The 18,561-nt window shown below is 70.6% G+C and carries 14 protein-coding genes; 2 read left to right on the top strand and 12 right to left on the bottom strand.

Annotated features, from left to right (window positions below; genetic code table 11):
* Positions 1-74: 74 nt before the first annotated feature.
* Positions 75-575: a peptidoglycan-binding domain-containing protein gene (locus ACZ418_RS38985; RefSeq protein ID WP_468372579.1), complete on the top strand. Its 501-nt coding sequence runs from the start codon at positions 75-77 to the stop codon at positions 573-575.
* Here ACZ418_RS38985 and ACZ418_RS38980 read toward each other — a convergent pair.
* Positions 559-1,491, bottom strand: a complete 933-nt coding sequence (locus ACZ418_RS38980) for a helix-turn-helix domain-containing protein (RefSeq protein WP_468372576.1) — start codon at positions 1,489-1,491, stop codon at positions 559-561. The genes ACZ418_RS38985 and ACZ418_RS38980 overlap by 17 nt on opposite strands.
* A gap of 332 nt (positions 1,492-1,823) precedes the next feature.
* Here ACZ418_RS38980 and ACZ418_RS38975 point away from each other — a divergent pair, with 332 nt between their 5' ends.
* Entirely contained in the window at positions 1,824-2,957 is a 1,134-nt protein-coding gene (locus ACZ418_RS38975; protein WP_468372573.1) for a helix-turn-helix transcriptional regulator, read from the top strand.
* A gap of 603 nt (positions 2,958-3,560) precedes the next feature.
* Here the strand turns inward: ACZ418_RS38975 and ACZ418_RS38970 are convergent.
* From ACZ418_RS38970 to kdpB, 11 genes are all read right to left on the bottom strand, one after another.
* Positions 3,561-3,980, bottom strand: coding sequence for a hypothetical protein (locus ACZ418_RS38970; RefSeq protein WP_468372571.1), 420 nt, complete (start codon positions 3,978-3,980; stop codon positions 3,561-3,563).
* A 108-nt stretch (positions 3,981-4,088) separates the two neighbouring features.
* Complete coding sequence (locus ACZ418_RS38965) at positions 4,089-5,198, bottom strand: hypothetical protein (protein WP_468372568.1); 1,110 nt, start codon at positions 5,196-5,198, stop codon at positions 4,089-4,091.
* A gap of 10 nt (positions 5,199-5,208) precedes the next feature.
* Positions 5,209-5,523, bottom strand: a complete 315-nt coding sequence (locus ACZ418_RS38960; protein WP_468372566.1) for a hypothetical protein — start codon at positions 5,521-5,523, stop codon at positions 5,209-5,211.
* Between the two features lie 509 nt (positions 5,524-6,032).
* Complete coding sequence (locus ACZ418_RS38955) at positions 6,033-6,227, bottom strand: hypothetical protein (protein WP_468372563.1); 195 nt, start codon at positions 6,225-6,227, stop codon at positions 6,033-6,035.
* Between the two features lie 79 nt (positions 6,228-6,306).
* Positions 6,307-8,004: a protein kinase domain-containing protein gene (locus tag ACZ418_RS38950; RefSeq protein WP_468372560.1), complete on the bottom strand. Its 1,698-nt coding sequence runs from the start codon at positions 8,002-8,004 to the stop codon at positions 6,307-6,309.
* A 42-nt stretch (positions 8,005-8,046) separates the two neighbouring features.
* Complete coding sequence (locus ACZ418_RS38945) at positions 8,047-8,322, bottom strand: hypothetical protein (protein ID WP_468372559.1); 276 nt, start codon at positions 8,320-8,322, stop codon at positions 8,047-8,049.
* Positions 8,323-8,429: 107 nt separating this feature from the next.
* Positions 8,430-12,665 (bottom strand): FtsK/SpoIIIE domain-containing protein, encoded by a 4,236-nt coding sequence (locus tag ACZ418_RS38940; RefSeq protein ID WP_468372556.1) that lies wholly within the window; start codon positions 12,663-12,665, stop codon positions 8,430-8,432.
* 706 nt (positions 12,666-13,371) lie between these two features.
* A complete protein-coding gene (locus ACZ418_RS38935) occupies positions 13,372-15,918 on the bottom strand; it encodes a DUF4118 domain-containing protein (RefSeq protein WP_468372554.1) in 2,547 nt (848 codons plus the stop codon).
* 2 nt (positions 15,919-15,920) lie between these two features.
* Positions 15,921-16,604, bottom strand: coding sequence for a response regulator (locus tag ACZ418_RS38930; RefSeq protein ID WP_468372552.1), 684 nt, complete (start codon positions 16,602-16,604; stop codon positions 15,921-15,923).
* Positions 16,605-16,738: 134 nt separating this feature from the next.
* Entirely contained in the window at positions 16,739-17,446 is a 708-nt protein-coding gene (locus tag ACZ418_RS38925; protein WP_468372550.1) for a potassium-transporting ATPase subunit C, read from the bottom strand.
* A 5-nt stretch (positions 17,447-17,451) separates the two neighbouring features.
* Positions 17,452-18,561 (bottom strand): potassium-transporting ATPase subunit KdpB (gene kdpB, locus ACZ418_RS38920; protein WP_468372548.1); only part of this gene is annotated, 1,110 nt, incomplete at its 5' end.

Here is an 18,561-nt window from a genome sequence, read left to right as displayed (position 1 = left end):
ATCGCGGAACCGCTGGTTTTGCACAACTGGGCGCGCATACAACGCATTTGACGTCACGACGGTGAGGCGGTGCCATGGGCGAAGGGACGACGGCGCGCGCCGCGCTGTGCGTAGTGATTCTGGCGGTGGTATGTGCGGGGTCCGGAGCCCCGCGGGACCACCAGTCCCGCGACCGGCGTGGCGGCGTGCTCGTCGCCGACGGGCTTGGAGCCACACAGCAGTTGGCGGTCGGCCGCAGCCGGCGCAGCGACCTGATCGGCCTGTGGCAGAGCGTGCTGTGGGCCGACGGATACTCGGCACGCTCCGGGGTCACCTGCACGTACGACGAGGCGACGGCCGAGGCCACCCGCGTCTGGCAGAGCAATCACCACCTGTCCGCGGACGGGATCGTCGGGCCGGCCACCTGGGGCGCCGCAGCGGAGCGTATGGTCCCCGTCGGGCAGTGGATGGTCTATCAGGGCGAACGCTACGGCCTCCCGTTGCGCCAGGCACCGGACGGCGTCTACGAGGTCTATGACGCCGGGCGGTTCCATCGGCTGCACACGGACTCCGTGACCCTCACGCGCTGCCGCTGACGGCGTCGATCCAGCTGTCGTACTGTGCGACGCCGAGTTGTCGGCCATGAACGACGACCGTGGCACGTGCCGCGTCCGGCCCGCTCGCCACCATCGCCGTGTACGCCCCGCCGCCGGTGGCCGTCTGCTGGTCGCCGCCCGTCGTGGCGATCCGCAACCCTGCCGTCGCCGCCGCGGTGTCGACCTCCGCCCAGCTCGCCCGGCAGGCGGGGCTGTACTGAAGCGTCAGGACGCGGCCGTACGCGCGCAGCCGGTGGACGACGACACTGTCCCGGTCACACCTTTCGCGGTAGGGGTCCAGGCCCCGGCAGCCGGCCGCCCGACACCCTGCGGCCGCCCCGTCCGCCGCGCTGTGCAAGGGCCACGGCCAGGCCGGCGCTCCGGATGGAGCGCCGGCCGGCAGGCGGCCGGCCTCCGTCCCGCTGGTCCAGCTGTCCCATGGCCGGGCGAGCAGCAGGATGGCCAGCAGCGAGCAAGCGGCGACTGCGGCCAGTACGCCCGCGTGCGGCACTCGAAAGCCACGCGAGGACGGCCGGTCCTCAGCCGGTAAGGGGCCTGTGGGCACGGCGTCCGGGGGATCCGGGGCCCGTACGTCACCTGCCGGACGCAGCGGTGCGGGTGACGGGTCGGTGTCGTCGGCCGGGCGCTCTCCCGTCCAGGCGTGGGCCGCCGATTCCCACAGCACACGCAGGAACTCGGCGTCTACCTGTGCCAGCCGTCCGAGCTCGGCGACCGCCGTCCAAGGGGGCAGTCTCCGGCCGTTGAGGTAGCGCAGCCAGGAACTACGGCTGTAACCGGTCTTGGCCGCGACGGTCATGGTGTTCATCTCGCACCGGTCCACGTACTGGCGCAGTTCTCGCACCAGCCGGGCCACCTCGGCGGGCAGGTCGCCCCGCAGCGGCTGCCAGCGTCCCACGACGGCGTCCCCCTTCCCGTGCAGGGCCCACTATCTCACAGGCGTCCCGTCCCGCGACCCATCCGCCGGACGTCTCCGCAGGTCAGAAGGGCGTCAGTCCCACGATTGAGGCAACTGGCGGGCGGCTCTGGCCCGCAGCCGTCCGCCCGCCCCAGACTCGGAGAGGCACCTGCACGACGGCCGCGGATCGGCCGCCCTCGCCGCCCCGGGAGAGGAACCGTGCGGCGGCACGTGACGCCCTGGACGCGGAAGCCTTCGGCCCACGCCCGGGCTTCCGGTCCGGCCGCTGCGGGTGCGCACGCCACTTATGCACGCTGCGGGGGAATTCCGACATGACGGCCAACGGCAGCTCGCCCGGCACGGACGAGCTGGAGATCGCGAACACCACGTCGACCACCCCCGGCAGGCGCCGTCGGCCGCCTGCCGCCAGAAGGCCGGGCTTGGGCGCTGGGCGGCGGTACCACGCCGCCGCCGACCGCCCGGAAGCTCTGGCAACCGCCCTGCCCGGCGAGCTTCAGGTTCCGGTACGGACGGCCGTGCCCGACCCCACGGACCGTCGCCATGTCGATCTGGGGCCGGTACGGCTGTCGTTGCTCAGCCTGCCCGCGCCACCAGCCGTTCAGAAGATGGGAGACCGGTATGCCAGCGGCCTGCCGCTGACCTGGCACATGGTCTTCGCACCCCGCGGGCCACTGGTCCTCCGCCGCGATCGGCGGCTCATCCGGCTGGAGTCCGGCAGCGTGATGTTGTGGGAGCCCACCGAGCCGTTCCGGCTCTACGCCGTCGCGTCCGCCGACTCCGACCCGGTCCGCGCGCTGGTCCTGCACCTGCCCGAAGCGGCCTTGCCGCTGCCCGGCGAGGTGCTGCGCGACGTCTCCGGGCGTCCCGCGCCGACCGGGTCGGGCCCGGCGGCCCTCCTCGCGTCCTTCGTCTTCGGGCTGGCCACGCACGTGCCTTCCGCCGAGGACCGACACACCGCCTGGCTGGGCACCGCCGCCGTCAACCTCGCGACGGCCTTCCTCGACAGCGAGATCGCACTGCTTCGGGGCGGCCGGACCGGCCCACGCCCGACCGAACCGCTACCCACCTGCCCGCAACCTGCCCCCTCCGCCACCGACTTGCTGCTCCGCGACATCAAGACGTACATCGAGCACCACCTGCACGACCCCGATCTGTCACTCACCTCCATCGCCGCCGCCAACCACATCTCGCTGCGCTACCTGCACCACCTCTTCCAGCGGGACGGGCGCACCGTCGGCGCATTCCTGCGCGAACGACGCCTGGAGCACTGCCGGGCCGATCTGTCCGACCCCGCCAAGGCGCAGCGCAGCGTGTGCGAGATCGCGAGGCGCTGGGGCTTCCGCGACCCAGCGGTGTTCAACCGGACGTTCAAGTCGGCTTACGGGGTCACGCCGGGCACGTACCGCGAGCAGCGGCTGGGGCAGGGTCGGCGGGTACGGCAGTGACCTGTGACGTGGCTGCCCCACCGGCCGGGAGGGAATCGGCCTGCCGAGGATCGCCCAGCAGGTCCGCGTTGAAGAACGCGAGGCACGCGGCCCGCTGCTCGTTGGAACCGCCTTTGAACAACGACGTCAACTTCTGCGGCGGATACATCCTGGCGAATGCCACCGCTCCGTCCGAGCCGCAGATCCGCCGACGGGGTGAGACCGAAATTCCGACCGGCCTCCTCGAACTCGCGACCGACGCTGTCGGCCCAGTGGTCCAAGGCGACGACGGCCGAACCCGCCTTCATAACCGCGGTGTCCAGGGTCTCGGAGCCGGCGGCTTCGCCGTGTCATCCGCACTGGACCCTCGGAATCCGTCGCCGTCGAGATTCCGAACGCCGGGGCCGGTCCCACGGTCACGGACGCGGCGGGTGATCCGGTCAGCGCCGTCTTGCGGCCTGTGCGGTACCTGGACGCTGCCGCCTCAAGTGCCGGACGTGCCGGGTTTTCCCACCAACTCGTCGGCCAGCAGGAGCCGGAGAGCGTGGTCGGCCCGGTGGCGTGATCCCGGATTCCACCCGGTACCCCGCGAACAACCGCCCCGCCGATCCGTGACGGCTGAAGCTAAGGGAGATCGGCGTCGAGCGTGACCGCCCATAGGTTCTCATCGAGGCTGCCCGACGCGTCGAGCCCGAAATTGGCCTCACCCGGGTGTTCGTTGCCCGAACCGTCGTGGAGGATGAGACGCAACGGCGGGTTCAAGAGCAGCTTCTGACGTTTGATGTCGGCCAGGCTCGTGGGGTGACGCAGCCGCACGCGCCCCAGTTCGTCGAGGTCGGAGAAGTCCGCCCACACGCGGGGCGGGGTCACCTCTACGGCGTAAGGGACGACATCACCGTCCTTGTTCTCCCAGAGTAGCCGCCCGCAGTTGCCGCAGACGAAGAGTGATGAAAAAGATTGCTCGATCGCCGCCTGACGTTCATTGCTCTGCAATTCGGAAGCCTCTGGATAAGCGATCAGATCGAAGAACTCGTCGGGCACCATTCGGAATTCTTCGCCCGGATTCCCCGATCCACTGAACAGCTTCCCACAGGGGCATTTAATACTCACGGTTCCTCCAGTGCGGCGACTCGGTCGGCGAGCCTAGCGCAGTCATTCAACGGGCTCAATGGGGTCTATCGGCTCCACAGGTTCGGGGGCTCCCCCAGGGAATCCGCCTTCCTCAGGATTGCGCCCCGGCCTGCGGCCCTGCTCCGGAAGCATGCCGCTCCCGCTTCTGCTCCCGCCCGCGCCGACGACCGGATCGACGTCCGAGAGGCGCGATCCGCCACTCTTGAGTGCCTCCGTCATGTCGTAGGAGCTCTCGCCGTCGATCCTGATCACCCGTACCGCGTCGAGATCGACCCCTTGTTTGCGGGCCTCCGCCAGGATTTTGTTGGCGTCCTCCTCACTCACTCCCCGCAGATCGAGCACCACCGAATCCGCCTGCCGCGCCTTGCCGAGTTGGCCCGCCTTATCCTTGAGTCGCATGATGGCACCGTTGACCTTGTTGTTGCTCCGGCTAACGATATCCACCCTCGTCACTTCAACGATATTCGGCCCGTCCCATCTGACGCGCACCAAGTCGGCAGTGCGGCCGCCACGGCGCACCATGGGCAAATACTGGATTCCGCTTCCACCCTCTTCCGCGTATTTACCATTCACCTTGAGACCGTTGTTCAGGTAGTCGAGAACCTGCCGCTCGACGGGATCTCTATTAATCTCCCGGTCACTGATCCGATAATCTTGCCCGTTGTACGTCAGTACCCGGTCCCCGGCGAGCCCCGGGTCCGGGCCGCTCAGCGTCGCTACCGGACCCTGAAGGCCTTCGGTGGGTACGATTGGCTGCTGGGCCTGTGCGGTGGACTCCTGAGTCTGGACCGCCAGGTCAAAAGTCTTGACGGGCCCCACGCTCCGCGCCGGCAGCACGAACCGGTAATAGCCGCCCGCCAGAGCGAAAGCGTTGCCGACCACCCTCACGTGTTCGTCGGTCGAGTAGATTCGGGTCAGTAGCGCGTCTACTTCGACGCCGATGGTGTCCGTCCCGCGATGGGATCCGGTGAGTCCGAGGATGTCGTTGCCGAAGTCCACAGCCCCGGCCTGGTAGGCGACGAGATACTGATTGAAGCCGCCGCGTAGCCATGCCGCGAGTTCCCCCGTGGCACCGGTGGCCTGGACGGAGTACTCAATGAGCTTTTCGGGGGTCGCAGAGGCCGTTCCCATGCCGGGCCCCTCAGTGTTTACCGGAGCGTGCCCTGCGGGCCGCCTCCGTCGCCGCGTCCACCCGTGCCTTCAGCCTCATCGCATCCTCGGCGAAACCAGCCAGCGCGGCCTGCTCGGTGTCGAAATGCGACCTGAAGTCATGCCAATGACTTCCGCGCCATGGCACGGTGACAGGTGGCGCGTCCGGACACTCCAGGTCCTTCGACCTGAGCCTGCTTCGGAGCGCCGCCAGTTCTCGTAGCCTGTTACTGAGATACGTGAGAGCCCAGCTGAGGTCTTCCGCCGCGGTGAAGTCGTATGCGACCTCTCCTTGCTGGTGCGTCACCTGCCCACCATCCGTCCGAAAAGTCGTGCACCGGCTGTCGGATCCTGAGAAGCCTCAGCCAAAGAGGCCGATAACGATGCTGCTGGAGCGGCATCCACCCGTCATTGACTGCGAACGCCGCGTGATTGACCATCAGCGCACAACCCACGGTAAGGCTGATGCGTCTGGCCCTGGACGCCGTACGAAACACGCCGCTACCTGCCTGCGCCCAGGCCGCAGAGGTTCCAATCAAGTTCTGTGAGAACGGCCGACTGCTTCCCGCGCCGTGATGCGCGGCTGCTGGTGCGGGAAATGACCGAAGGCAGCATGGTGCGGCAGGAGCTGAGACGAACTGCCCGGACCCTCGGTTTCGACTACGCCTTGGCCGCCAAGGCCGAGCACAACCGCGACTGCTGCACCCGTGAACTGTCCTTCCACCGCTGCCATCCACCACTCCCGTCAGCCTTGTCGGCCTCGTCGGCATCATCTGCACCAGGTGGGTGAAGAGGACTTCGAGGGTGCGAAGGACCTCACCGGCGCTCCCGCACCGCCGCCGCGGCCGCCTGCATCGCGCTCATCCCCGCCGGCCCCGCGAACTGCTCACGGTGCTCCGCGTCACGGCTCTTCCAGCAGTTCGCCGCGACCTCGGGCACGTCCTGCACTGGTCCGCCCGGCGCCGCCGTCACCAGCACCAAGCCGTCCAGGCCCACCGCCGCTGGAACCATGCCACCGCACAGGAGACAAGCTGCGGCGATGCTGTATTTGACTGGCGGGCTCGGATTCGGCAAGGGCCTTCCTCGGATCTCACGCACGTAGCGCGGCCCAGGTGTTGACGCCGACCTCGCCGTCGACCCGGAGGTGGTTGTTGCTCTGGAACTTCTTGACCTCGGTCAGCGTGTCGTAGCCGAAGATGCCGTCCACGCCGCTGGGGCCGATGTTGTAGCCGCGGGCCTTGAGGATGCACTGGACTTCCTTCACGCGGGAGCCCTTCTGGCCGTAGACCGTGAGGGTGGTGCCGGAGTAGTACGTGCAGGACTTCCAGGGCTCGGCGGGGGTGGTGGGCGGAGGTGCGGGTTTCGTGGTCGGGGCCGAGTTGGTGGGCCGCGTGGCCGGCGGGGGATCGTAGGGCTGCTGCGGCTGGGCAGGGTCCGTGGCGCCGCCGGCCGGCGGGTTCCCCGGCGGGGGTGGAGCCGCGACAGTCGCGGTCGCGGACGTCCTGGGCCGGGACTGCGGCCGCGGAGAGGCCGGCTTGGCGCGCGGGGAGCTCGTGGCGGTGGCGGAGGAATGTGACCCGGCGGACGTGGTCGCGGCCACCTGGCGGGCGGCGTCTCCTCCGGAAGCCGCCAGGGCGACAGCCGCTCCCGCGATCGCGACCGCTGCCGCCGCGCCCACCACCAGCGGCCACCGGCGTCGGCCGGACGCCTCCTTCCCCGGGTCCTCGGGCTTGGTGCGGCGCAGAATCGTCAACTGGTCCATGGGCGGCACCGCCACCGCCGTCCCGCGCCAGCCCGCCCGTGCGGCGACGGTCTCGGCGACCGCGTCCGGCCACTCCCCGTCGACAGCATGCCCCCGTGTGGCCTCGACGACGTCCTGCGGGCTCGGCCGCCGCCGCGGGTCCTTGTCCAGGCACCGGCCGATCAGTTCGGCGAGGCCGGGATCGCGGCGTGCGACCTCGGCGAGCACCTGCTCGCTCGGCGGCGCATAGATGATCCGGTGGATGACGTCGCCGGTGCTTCCCTCCCCGAAGGGAGCCGAACCCGTGACCGTCACGGCGAGGACCGAGCCGAGGGAGAACACGTCCGAGGCCGTGCCCACCTCCCGGCCGTCTGCCTGCTCCGGGGACATGAACGCCGGTGTACCCAGGTGCTGGCCGGTCATGGTCAGCGAACTCGCGTCGGCGGTGTGTGCGACCCCGAAGTCGATGATGCGCGCACCGTCCGGGCCCAGCAGGACGTTGGACGGTTTGAGGTCGCGGTGGACGATGCCTACAGTGGCGATCGCGGTGAGCGCCTGCCCGATCTCGTACGCCAGCCGCCACACGACCGGCGCGGGCAGGGACCCGCACCGCTCGATGGCGTCGCCCAGGTTGAGCCCGGGTACGTAGGCCGTGGCCATCCATAGCAGTTCGTCGCGGTCGTAGCCGGAGTCGAGGAGTTCGGCGGTGTACGTGCCATGCACCCGGCGCACCGCCTCGACCTCGCGCTCGAAGCGGCGGCGAAACCGCTCGTCCTCGGCGTACTCCGAGCGGATCACCTTGACTGCGACGAGCGAGCGCGCCCCATACATGCCCTCGGCCTCGGCCTCCCGGCCGAGGTACAGCCGGCCCATCCCCCCGCCGCCCAGCCGGGCGAGCACCCGGTAGGGGCCGATGTCCGGCGGGTCGGACCTGCGTAGCGATTCGGCACCGAGCAGCGCCAGGTCGTCCGCGGACAGCTCGCCCGTCGGCGTCTCGGTCGTCCTCTGCCGGCCTCCCGCGGCCTTCGCCGGCTCTGTCTCGGACATCAGTGATCCCCTGATCTGCAGGTCCCGCGCGGCTGTTGACGCTTACTTGCCGCCGGCCTTGTCGATGGCAGTGAGGATCTTCTGCACCTGCTGCTGGAGTTCACGCAGCGCGTTGTGGATCTTGTCCAGATCCCTGCTGGCCTGGGGCCACACCTCGCCGCGGAACTTCTGCGCCAGTGGGCCGTCCCAGTGCTTGGGGTCGCTGAGGGTCCGGCCGTGGCTGTTGAGTTTTCCGATGATTCCGGGAAGCTCGTTCGTGATGATGCTCATCATCTTCGTGGCTTCCGCGTGTGCGGTATCGGTGGACGTGACCGCCATTTCCTACTCCTCTCACAGGCCACTGCTGTCGCCAAAATTCTCCGCTGCCGAATTCGCCCTGTCGTTGATGTCCAGCGCAGACCCGTTGACGCTGCGCGCAGGGATTGTCAACACGCCACCTGCACCCCACCCGCGACGCCGTCGATGACCAGATAGCCACGGCCCGGAAGAGCCGCCAGGCGGTCGTGCCGGGGCAGGGTGGTGCCGAGCAGGTCGCCGTCGAGGTCGTGGTCCGGGGCGAGCAGGACGCCGCAGCGGCTGTCACGGGCGCGCTGGGTCCAGTGGCCGTAGGTACGGCGCAGGGCGTCGGCGCGCCCGGCGGCGACGAGGTGGTGTCCGGGTCCGGCCGCGGACAGCCAGCGGTCCAGGACGCCGAGGTCGTCCTCGACCGTGTCCGCGTCGTCGACGAGGAGGAGGGTGGGGCCCGGCAGCGCGGTGAGGGCCGCTTCGAGGGCGCCGTATTCGATGACGAGCGCGGTCAGCCCGGGCAGTTCGCGCAGCGGCGAGCGGCGGGAGGCGAACGCGACCACGGCCGGCGGGTCCGCCGCGGCGGTCACCTGGCGGGCGATCGTGCACAGGGCGCTGGAGCGTCCGGACCGTTGTGGCCCGGCGATCAGCGCGTGCTCCTGTTCGTACAGCCGCAGGGCCGTGCCGCCGAGGGTGTCCGCGTCCAGACCGACCGGGATGTACCAGGGCTCGGCGGCCACCGCAGCCGGTGCCGCGAGGGCGCCGAGGGTGACCTCGGCAGGCAGCGTGCCGACGCGGGGCGCGGTGGTGGCGGCGCCGGGCCAGCGGGCGGCGCAGGCGGCCACCGCGGTGGCGAGGTCCTCGGCGGGCAGGGCGATCTGGATCACCTGGCGGGTCGCGGCCACCAGCGCGCGTCCGGGTACGTAGCCGGGGACCGCGCCGCGCGGCACGTCGAAGTAGCCGTACTCGCCGGGATCGGCCATGCGCATCAGCAGTTTCTGCTGGGTCAGTGCCGCCCACGCGGACGGCACGGCGCCGGAGCGGTCGGCGGTGACGGCGAAGCGGATGCCGACGGCCGGCCCGTCCGCGTAGACCCGGGCCAGTTCGTCGATGAGGTTCATCCCGGCGATGTCCTTGTCGAAGTCCGACAGCAGCGCCCCGAGGTTGTCCAGGAGTACCAGCCAGTCCGGGGCCGATACCCCCTGGCCGGACGCCGCGACGCCGCGCGTCTTGCGCTCGTCGAGTTCCCGGCGCAGCAACCGGACGAGGCGGACCTGCCGCTCGCGTTCGGCCGGCCCGATGTGGGCCCCGGTGTGCGGCAGGCCGGCCAGCGGCGCCAGGTCGCCCGCGCCCATGTCGAGGGCGAAGATGTGGCACCGCTCCGGCGGCTCGGCGCCGGCGTAGGCCAGGGCGAGGGCGGCCAGGGCGGTGGACGTCCCGGAACCGCCGCCGCCGTAGATCAGGACGTTTCCCGCTGCGGGATCCCAGCCGACCGGGTACTGCCGCTGCCGCTCGGGGTCATCAGCGAGGGCGTACGTGGGGAGGCCGACGGCCTCCGTCTGCAGACCGCGTTCCGCGAGGGGCGGCAGATCGGCGGCGCGTACGACAGCGGGCAGGGGGTCGGGCCAGGGCCGCCGTGGCTCGGCGAAACCGGCCAACCCTGCCGCTTCCCTGGCGGCCGCGACCAGGCGCTGCAGGTCGGTTGCCCCGTCGGTTTCCGCCGTGCTCGGCTCGGCGGCGGGCAGGGCCAGCAGGAAGGGGCCCGCGGTCGCCGGGGCCGTGACGGCCGTCTCGGGGGTGACGCCGGTGGACAGAGCGGTCTGCACCGGTACAACTTCACGAGCGCTGAGCCGGTAGAAGGCGCGGCCCCACTGCCGGCTGCCGATCGCGGCGGCGGCCGGATTGTCGATGACGTCCTGCGAGTCGCCGGTGGATTCCAGCCGGAGCGCGATGCGGAGTTTGACGTTGTTCTTGATCGCGTCGTTGACGGAGCCGGCGGGCCGCTGCGTCGCCATGATCAGATGCACGCCCAGGCTGCGGCCGCGCTGCGCGATGCCGACGAGGGCGTCCACGAAGTCCGGCAGCGCCTTGACCAGCGTGGCGAACTCGTCGATGACCACCGCCAGCCGCGGCATCGGCTCGAGTTCGGTCCGCCCGGTATCCCGCAGCCGCTGGTAGTCGCGCACGTGGCTCAGGCCCGTCTCGCGCAACAGCCGTTCGCGGTGGTGCAGTTCGGCTTCCAGGCAACGCAGGGCACGTTCGCTGAGTTGCTCGTCGAGGTCGGTGACCAGGCCGACGGTGTGCGGCAGTGCGGCGCATTCGTCCAGAGCGCCGCCGCCCTTGTAGTCGATCAGCGCGAAGGTGAGGTGCTCCGGGTCCGCGTCGACCGCCATGCTCGCGATGAGCGTGCGCAGCAGTTCACTCTTGCCGGAACCGGTCGTCCCGGCGATGAGCGCGTGCGGACCGTCGTCATCGAGGTCGACGGTGAACAGGTCGCGTTCGGTGACGCCCAGCACCGCCCGGACCCGGAGCTCGGGTACCCGTTTCTTCCAGTGGCCGGCCACCGCGGCGCCGTCCACGCTCTCCAGGTCCAGCAGGGGGAGCAGAGAGATCCGGTCGGGCAGTCCGGCGCCCTCGATCCGCAGTTCCGGGTCCTCGAAGCGGGCCAGCGCCCGCGCGGTGTCCCGAGCTTCGGACAACGGAACGCCGTCGAGCAGCACCCGCTCCACGGTGACGCCCAGGGCCACGTCACGGACCTGCCCGATGCCCACGGGCGAGGCGGTGACCACGGAGGTGCACAGCGCGGGCAGGCGGGTGGTCAGCACCAGCGCCCCGCAGCGTACGGACGTGCCCGCGATCAGGTCCCGCAGCCGGTTGGGGCGGCCCTCCAGCAAGGTGGCCCCGTCCACGACCACGAGCAGCACCGGGCCCGTGGTCGGCCGACCGGCCGCGGCCTGTGCGGGCGGCCCCGCGGCGAGCAGGTGCTGGGCCAGCGTGTCGGCCTGCTCCGGACCGACCGCCACCAGCCGTGTCGTCCCGGATCGTACGTCGGCTCCGTGCGGCAGCCACTTGGTCCAGTCCCAGTCGGCGAGCCGGTCGGCATCGGTGAACACCGCGACTGTGACGTCCGCGGGCCCGCTGCCCACCACGGCCTGGCACAGCAGGGACCGGGCGACGGCCAGGCACGCCTTCCGGTTGCCCTCGAAGCCCACGGCCTCACCCGCCGAGACACCCACCACCACGGGCACCTGCGGCAGTACGGACCTGCGCGCGAGTACGGCCGCGGGTTCCGGTGCCGGCTCGGTGGAGCCCTGCTCCAACGGCGGGTCCCAGGGCAGGTCGGCCGTCCCGGCCACGAGCTGGAGGAAGTCGTCCGCGGCCGGGCGCCGCTCCCACAGCGCGGTCCCTGGGGCAGTCGCCCGGTAGAGCACCTCGGCCGGATCGGGGTGGGCCGCGCGGCGGGACCGTATCTCTTCGGTGTGCCGGCGCTCCACCGCCGTCTCGAACTCCGCCAGCCGGGCGGCGTATTCACGACTCCCCCGGCGCAGCGCGGACCTGCCGCGCAGGCGTTCCTCGGCGAAGTTGGCCAGGAACATCAGCGGGGTGAGCGCCGCGATGGCCGCATAGCGCGGATCGCCGGTCAGCACAACGGTCGCGGCGGCCATGGCCAGCGGGCCGAGCAGGGCTGCAAGGCTGAAGGGAGCCTTGTGGGTGCGAGCCGGCGGCGCGGGGACGACGATCGACACCGAGCCGGCCGGACGCCCGCCCCTCGGCGGGCGGTTGAACGGCAGCGACCCACCGGGCCCGGCCTCGCGGACGGCGTTGATCCGCTGCACCGGACCGAGCCGGTCAGCGGGCAGCACCCGGACAAGCAGTTCACCGCCGAGCGACACCAGGTCGTCGGCATGGACGGGGACCGCATCGTGGATCCTCACGCCGTCGACGTCCGTGCCGTTCGCCGAGCCGAGGTCGGTGACGGTGACCCGGCCGTCGGGCAGGACATCGAACGCGGCATGGAGCCGTGACACGCCCGTGGCCACAACACGGATGTCCGCTTCCGCTCCACGCCCGACGATCGTGCGGCCCGCCGCCAGCGGGAGACTGCGGCCCGCCTCCAGACCTCCCACCAGCCGCAGGATGACCGCCGGCTTCCGTAGTCCGCCGGCCACAGGCCCACGGGCACCGGCCACCCGTGACCCGTGCACGAGACCGGACTCGTTCACCACCGTCTCGGGGGGCATCACCCGGCCGTCGACGGCAAGCACATGGCCTGGCATTCCCACGGCCGCGGCCAGATCGGCGAGGGTGGCGTCCGGGCGGCCGAAGCGCACCTCCACGTCCCACTCGCGTCCACCGTCGACACAGACGATCCGCACCGCGCGCCGCCTCCTCATCGGTCCAGAAGGAGGCGTCCAGTCTTCCGCGGCTCGCCGGGGAGGGCATCGGCACCGCGTGCAAACCGGTTGACCGAGCACGCAACAACAACACCGCGGCCCGGCAAGACTCCCTGGCCCCGAGCCGGCAACCGGTCTTCGATCGGCTGCTCCTACGACAGGAACGGCTTGCGTTCTGCGTCAATGACGTCCCCGCCGACGGGCCGGGACGATGTCGGGCAAGCCGCAGTCGGTCGACAGCTGTCGGCAGGGCGGTGCTTACTCCGGCGCCTGCAATGCCGGCTGCCTGCCGACCGGCCCAAGGAAGGACAGAGGGACAGCCAGGACCTTCTACTCGATAGTCGCTGAACGAGCACTATGACTTTCCGTCAGGGACAGCGTCGAACGAGCGTCAAGACGTTTCCCCAACCACCCTCACAAGCAGAGGGAAAGCACTCCTCATCCGCGTATCGCTGCGCAAAGCCGCAGGCGGGACGCACGGCGCGAGCGGTCAGACCCTCGGAGCGTCAAACGAGCGTCACGCCCCAGGCGCGCGCTTGCCTTGGCGCCCTCAGCGGAGTATCTGCACTCCCGGTCGCTTGCGAGCCGTCCGCTTGCCCCGGGGCCCAGTCGTACGGTTCCGTCGCCCACGGCGAAGGAGTTCGCCACGGTTCCGCCCGGCGCCTGAATCTCTCGGAAGCTCGGCGGCTCATGTCGGGACCGCGGACGCGCGGTCGGGCTCCTCCGGGCGGCGTTGGGGTGCCGTCGGCAGGGTGAGGACCATGGTGAGGCCGCCGCCGGGGGTGTCCTCGGCGTTGAGGGTGCCGCCGATGGCCTCTGCGAAGCCGCGGGCCACCGCGAGGCCGAGGCCGACTCCGGCGCCGCGCGGTGAGTCGCCGTAGCGCTGGAACGGTTCGAAGATGCGGGACTTGGCCTCGTCCGGGACGCCGGGCCCGCGGTCCACGACCCGGACCTCCACGCGGTCGGCGATCGCGCTGGCGGAGACCAGGACCCGCTCCCCCGGCGGACTGTACTTCACCGCGTTCTCGACCACGTTGGCGACCGAGCGCTCCAGCAGGCCGCGGTCCACGTCGACCATGGGCAGCGTCTCCGGGACGTCGAGGTCCACGCTGTCCTCCGGTACGCCGCCCAGGGCCATCGGGATCACCTCGTCCAGGTCGGTCTCGCGGATGATCGGCGTGACCGTGCCGGTCTGGAGGCGGGACATGTCGAGGAGGTTGCCGACGAGGTGGTCCAGGCGGTCGGCGCCCTCCTCGATGGCCTCCAGGAGGTCGGCCTGGTCCTGGGGGGACCATTCGACGTCGTCCGAGCGGAGGGATGTGACGGCGGCCTTGATGCCGGCGAGCGGGGTGCGCAGGTCGTGGCTGACGGCGGCGAGCAGGGCGGTGCGGATGCGGTTGCCCTCGGCCAGTTCCTTGGCCTCGTCGGCCTTCTGCTGCAGGCGCTGGCGGTCCAGGACCACGGCGGCCTGCGCGGCGAACGCGGCCAGGACGCGGCGGTCCTCGGCGGGCAGGACACGGCCGGAGAGTGCGAGTGACATGTGGTCGCCGACCGGGACGTCGACGTCCGCGTCGTCGGGGGTGGTGCAGGGGCGGGGGCCGACGCTGCCGGCGCAGGTCCAGGGCGCGATGTCGCTCTCGCGTTCCAGCAGGGCGGCCGACTCCATGCCGAAGGTCTCGCGGACCCGGTCCAGGAGTGCTTCCAGGGTGGTCTCGCCGCGCAGGACGTTGCCCGCGAGGAAGGAGAGGATCTCCGACTCGGCGCGGAGCCGGGCCGCCTGGTGGGTGCGGCGGGCGGCCAGGTCCACCACGGACGCGACGGACACGGCGACGCCGAAGAACACGGCGATGGCGACGATGTTCTTCGGGTCGGCGATCGTCCAGGTGTGGACCGGTGGGGTGAAGTACCAGTTCAGCAGGAGGGATCCGGCCACCGCCGAGGCCAGGGCGGGGAAGAGTCCGCCGAGCAGGGCCGCCGCCACCGTCATGGTCAGGAACAGCAGCATGTCGTTGGCGAGCCCCACCTCGGGGACGAGGCTGCTCAGGAGCCAGGTCAGCAGCAGCGGGCCGCCGAGGCCGGTCAGCCAGCCCCAGATGAGCCGGGCCCGGCCGAGCCGCGCGCCCCTGCCGGGGACGGGCAGACCGCGGCCCTTGCCCACCTCGTCGTGGGTGATGAGGTGGACGTCCAGGTCAGGGCCGGATTCCCGGGCCACCGTCGCGCCGACGCCGGGCCCGAAGACGTACTGCCAGCCCTTGCGGCGGGAGACACCGAGGACGATCTGGGTGGCGTTGACACCTCGGGCGAAGTCCAGCAGGGCGTTCGATATGTCGTCGCCGACGACATGGTGGAAGGTGCCGCCCAGATCCTCCACCAGGGTGCGCTGGACGGCCAGTTCCTTCGGGGAGGCCGAGGTCAGGCCGTCGCTGCGGGAGATGTAGAGCGCCAGTACCTCACCACCGGCTCCCTTCTCGGCGAGCCGGGCAGCGCGGCGGATGAGGGTGCGCCCCTCCGGGCCCCCGGTGAGCCCGACCACGATCCGCTCGCGCGAGCCCCAGATCGTGGAGACGCGGTGCTCGGCACGGTACTCGGTCAGGTATGCGTCGACCCGGTCGGCCACCCACAGCAGCGCCAGCTCGCGCAGGGCGGTCAGGTTCCCCGGGCGGAAGTAGTTGGAGAGCGCCGCGTCGACCTTGTCCGGCTTGTAGATGTTGCCGTGCGCCATCCGGCGGCGCAGCGCCTCCGGGGACATGTCGACCAGCTCGATCTGGTCGGCTCGCCGTACCACCTCGTCCGGCACGGTCTCGCGCTGCCGCACCCCCGTGATCGACTCCACGACGTCACCCAGCGATTCGAGGTGCTGGATGTTGACCGTCGAGATCACGTCGATCCCGGCGGCGAGCAGCTCCTCCACATCCTGCCAGCGCTTGACGTTGCGCGAGCCGGGGACGTTGGTGTGCGCGAGTTCGTCGACCAGGGCGACCTGGGGGCGCCGGGCGAGGACGGCGTCGACGTCCATCTCGGTGAAGGTGCTGTCCCGGTACGTGATGTCCTTGCGCGGCACCTGCTCCAGGCCGTGCAGCATCACCTCGGTGCGCGGCCGCCTGTGGTGCTCGACGAAGGCGACGACGCAGTCGGTGCCCCGCTCCACCCGGCGGTGCGCCTCGGAGAGCATGGCGTAGGTCTTGCCGACGCCGGGTGCCGCGCCGAGGTAGATCCGGAGCTTGCCGCGTGCCATGTTCACCCTTCGAAGCGGTAGCCCATGCCGGGCTCGGTGATGAGATAACGGGGGTGGGAGGGGTCTTTTTCCAGTTTGCGTCGCAGCTGGGCCATGTAGACGCGCAGGTAATTGGTCTTGTTGCTCTGGGAGACGCCCCACACCTCCTGCAGCAGCTGCTTCTGGGTGATCAGCCGGCCGGGGTTCGTCACCAGGATCTCCAGCAGGTGCCACTCGGTCGGGGTCAGGCGTACGTCCCGCCCGTCCCGTACAGCCTTCTTCGCCAGCAGGTCGAGGGTGAAGTGCTCCGTCTCGACCAGAGTCGTCTCGGGGACCAGCGGGGTGTCCTCGGTGCGGCGGACGGCGGCCCGCAGCCGGGCCAGCAGTTCGTCCATGCTGAACGGCTTGGTGACGTAGTCGTCGGCGCCCGCGTCGAGGGCCGCGACCTTCTCGTCGGACGCCTGGCGGGCGGAGAGGACCAGGATCGGGACACGGGTCCAGCCGCGCAGGGCCGTGATGACGTCGACGCCGTCCATGTCCGGCAGGCCGAGATCGAGCATCACCACGTCCGGCTGGCGGGCGGCGGCCAGGCGGAGAGCGGTGGCGCCGTCGGGGGCGGCGTCCACGCCGTAGTGACGTGCCTGCAGGTTGATCACGAGGGCCCGCACCAGCTGCGGGTCGTCCTCCACCACGAGCACCCTGGTCATGGGTGTGTGCCTTTCCTCTCGTACGTCGGGCCGGGGGGCGCCGGACGCGAGGCAACCGACGTCAAGACCGCGGGAGCCGACGGAACCAGGATGCCTCCCGGCCCGGCGACTCCCGCGCGTATCGCGTTATCCCATCAGTGCTTCGCCACAAGGTCCTTGAGCGCGATGTTCAGCTCCAGGACGTTCACCCGCGGCTCGCCCATGAAGCCCAGGGTCCGGCCCTCGGTGTGGTCCTCGACCAGCTTCTCCACCTGCGCGAGCGGCAGGCCGTTCTTCGCGGCGACCCGGTGGACCTGGAGTTCGGCGTAGGCCGGGGAGATGTCCGGGTCCAGACCGGAGCCGGAGGAGGTCACCGCGTCCGCGGGTACGTCGGAGTCCTTCACCTTGTAGCCGGACACCGAGTTGTCCTTCACTACGGCGGCCTTGGCGTCCCGCACCTGGGCGCAGAGCGAGCCTTCCGGGGACTTGTCCGTGCACTTGCCGTCGATCGCGCCGTTGTCGGCTGACAGGTTGGTGGCACCCGACAGGATCAGCTTGTACTGCGTGTTGACGCTGTTGCTGCCGAGGCCGTTCGACGGGCGGCCCTGGAACCACTTCAGGTCCACGTCCGGCGTCTGCTGCCCCTTCTTCAGCGGCAGGTTGTACGACTGCCCGATCAGGGACGAGCCGACGACCTTGCCGTCCGCCTTGATCTCGGAGCCGTTCGCCTTGTCGTGGAACAGCCCCTGGGCGATGCCGGTGACGACCAGCGGGTAGATGACACCGGTCACCAGGGTCAGCACGAGGAGGGCGCGCAGGCCCGCCCCGAGCAACCGGGCGGTGTTCGTGACGGAGTTGTTCATGGCGATCAGCCGATTCCGGGGATGAGGGAGATGAGCAGGTCGATGATCTTGATGCCGATGAAGGGCGCGATCAGGCCGCCGATGCCGTAGATCCCGAGGTTGCGCCGCAGCATCCTGTCGGCGCTCATCGGCCGGTACCGCACGCCCTTCAGGGAGAGCGGCACCAGGGCGATGATGATCAGCGCGTTGAAGACGACGGCCGACAGGATCGCGGAGTTGGGCGAGGACAGGTGCATGATGTTGAGCTTGTCCAGGCCCGGGTAGACCGCCGCGAACAGCGCCGGGATGATCGCGAAGTACTTCGCGACGTCGTTGGCGATGGAGAAGGTGGTCAGCGCACCGCGCGTGATCAGCAGCTGCTTGCCGATCTCCACGATCTCGATGAGCTTGGTCGGGTTGGAGTCGAGGTCGACCATGTTGCCGGCCTCCTTGGCGGCCGACGTACCGGTGTTCATCGCCACGCCGACGTCCGCCTGGGCGAGCGCGGGCGCGTCGTTCGTACCGTCACCGGTCATCGCGACCAGCTTGCCGCCCGCCTGCTCCCGCTTGATCAGGGCCATCTTGTCCTCGGGAGTCGCCTCCGCGAGGAAGTCGTCGACGCCCGCCTCCTCGGCGATCGCCTTCGCGGTCAGCGGGTTGTCACCCGTGATCATGACGGTCTTGATGCCCATGCGGCGCAGCTCCTCGAACCGCTCCCGCATGCCGTCCTTGACGACGTCCTTGAGATGGATGACTCCCAGGACGCGGGCGCCCTTGTCGTCGTTCACGGCGACCAGCAGCGGGGTGCCGCCAGCCTCGGAGATGCGGTTGGCTGCCGCGTCCGCGTCCTTGGCGACGGTGCCGCCCTGCTCCTCGACCCAGGCGATGACCGAGGCGGTGGCGCCCTTGCGGATCTTCCGGCCGTCGACGTCCACACCCGACATGCGGGTCTGGGCGGTGAACTCGATCCACTCGGCGCCGACCAGCTCGCCCTGGTGCCGCTCGCGCAGCCCGTACCTCTCCTTGGCCGGGACGACGATCGAGCGGCCCTCGGGCGTCTCGTCGGCCAGCGAGGACAGCTGGGCCGCGTCGGCGACCTCGGCCTCGGTGGTGCCCTTGACCGGGACGAACTCGGC

It is taken from the genome of Streptomyces sp. NPDC030820 (genome assembly GCF_055572075.1).
Note: the sequence above shows the minus strand (reverse complement) of the source record. Positions and strands in the feature narration are given on the sequence as shown.

Coding starts and splice junctions, on each gene's coding strand:
- ACZ418_RS38945 (WP_468372559.1), bottom strand. CDS start 8,322: ATGGCGGTCACGTCCACCGATACCGCACACGCGGAAGCCACGAAGATG.
- ACZ418_RS38985 (WP_468372579.1), top strand. CDS start 75: ATGGGCGAAGGGACGACGGCGCGCGCCGCGCTGTGCGTAGTGATTCTG.
- ACZ418_RS38925 (WP_468372550.1), bottom strand. CDS start 17,446: ATGAACAACTCCGTCACGAACACCGCCCGGTTGCTCGGGGCGGGCCTG.
- ACZ418_RS38975 (WP_468372573.1), top strand. CDS start 1,824: ATGACGGCCAACGGCAGCTCGCCCGGCACGGACGAGCTGGAGATCGCG.
- ACZ418_RS38955 (WP_468372563.1), bottom strand. CDS start 6,227: ATGGTTCCAGCGGCGGTGGGCCTGGACGGCTTGGTGCTGGTGACGGCG.
- ACZ418_RS38965 (WP_468372568.1), bottom strand. CDS start 5,198: ATGGGAACGGCCTCTGCGACCCCCGAAAAGCTCATTGAGTACTCCGTC.
- ACZ418_RS38950 (WP_468372560.1), bottom strand. CDS start 8,004: ATGTCCGAGACAGAGCCGGCGAAGGCCGCGGGAGGCCGGCAGAGGACG.
- ACZ418_RS38970 (WP_468372571.1), bottom strand. CDS start 3,980: ATGGTGCCCGACGAGTTCTTCGATCTGATCGCTTATCCAGAGGCTTCC.
- ACZ418_RS38935 (WP_468372554.1), bottom strand. CDS start 15,918: ATGGCACGCGGCAAGCTCCGGATCTACCTCGGCGCGGCACCCGGCGTC.
- ACZ418_RS38930 (WP_468372552.1), bottom strand. CDS start 16,604: ATGACCAGGGTGCTCGTGGTGGAGGACGACCCGCAGCTGGTGCGGGCC.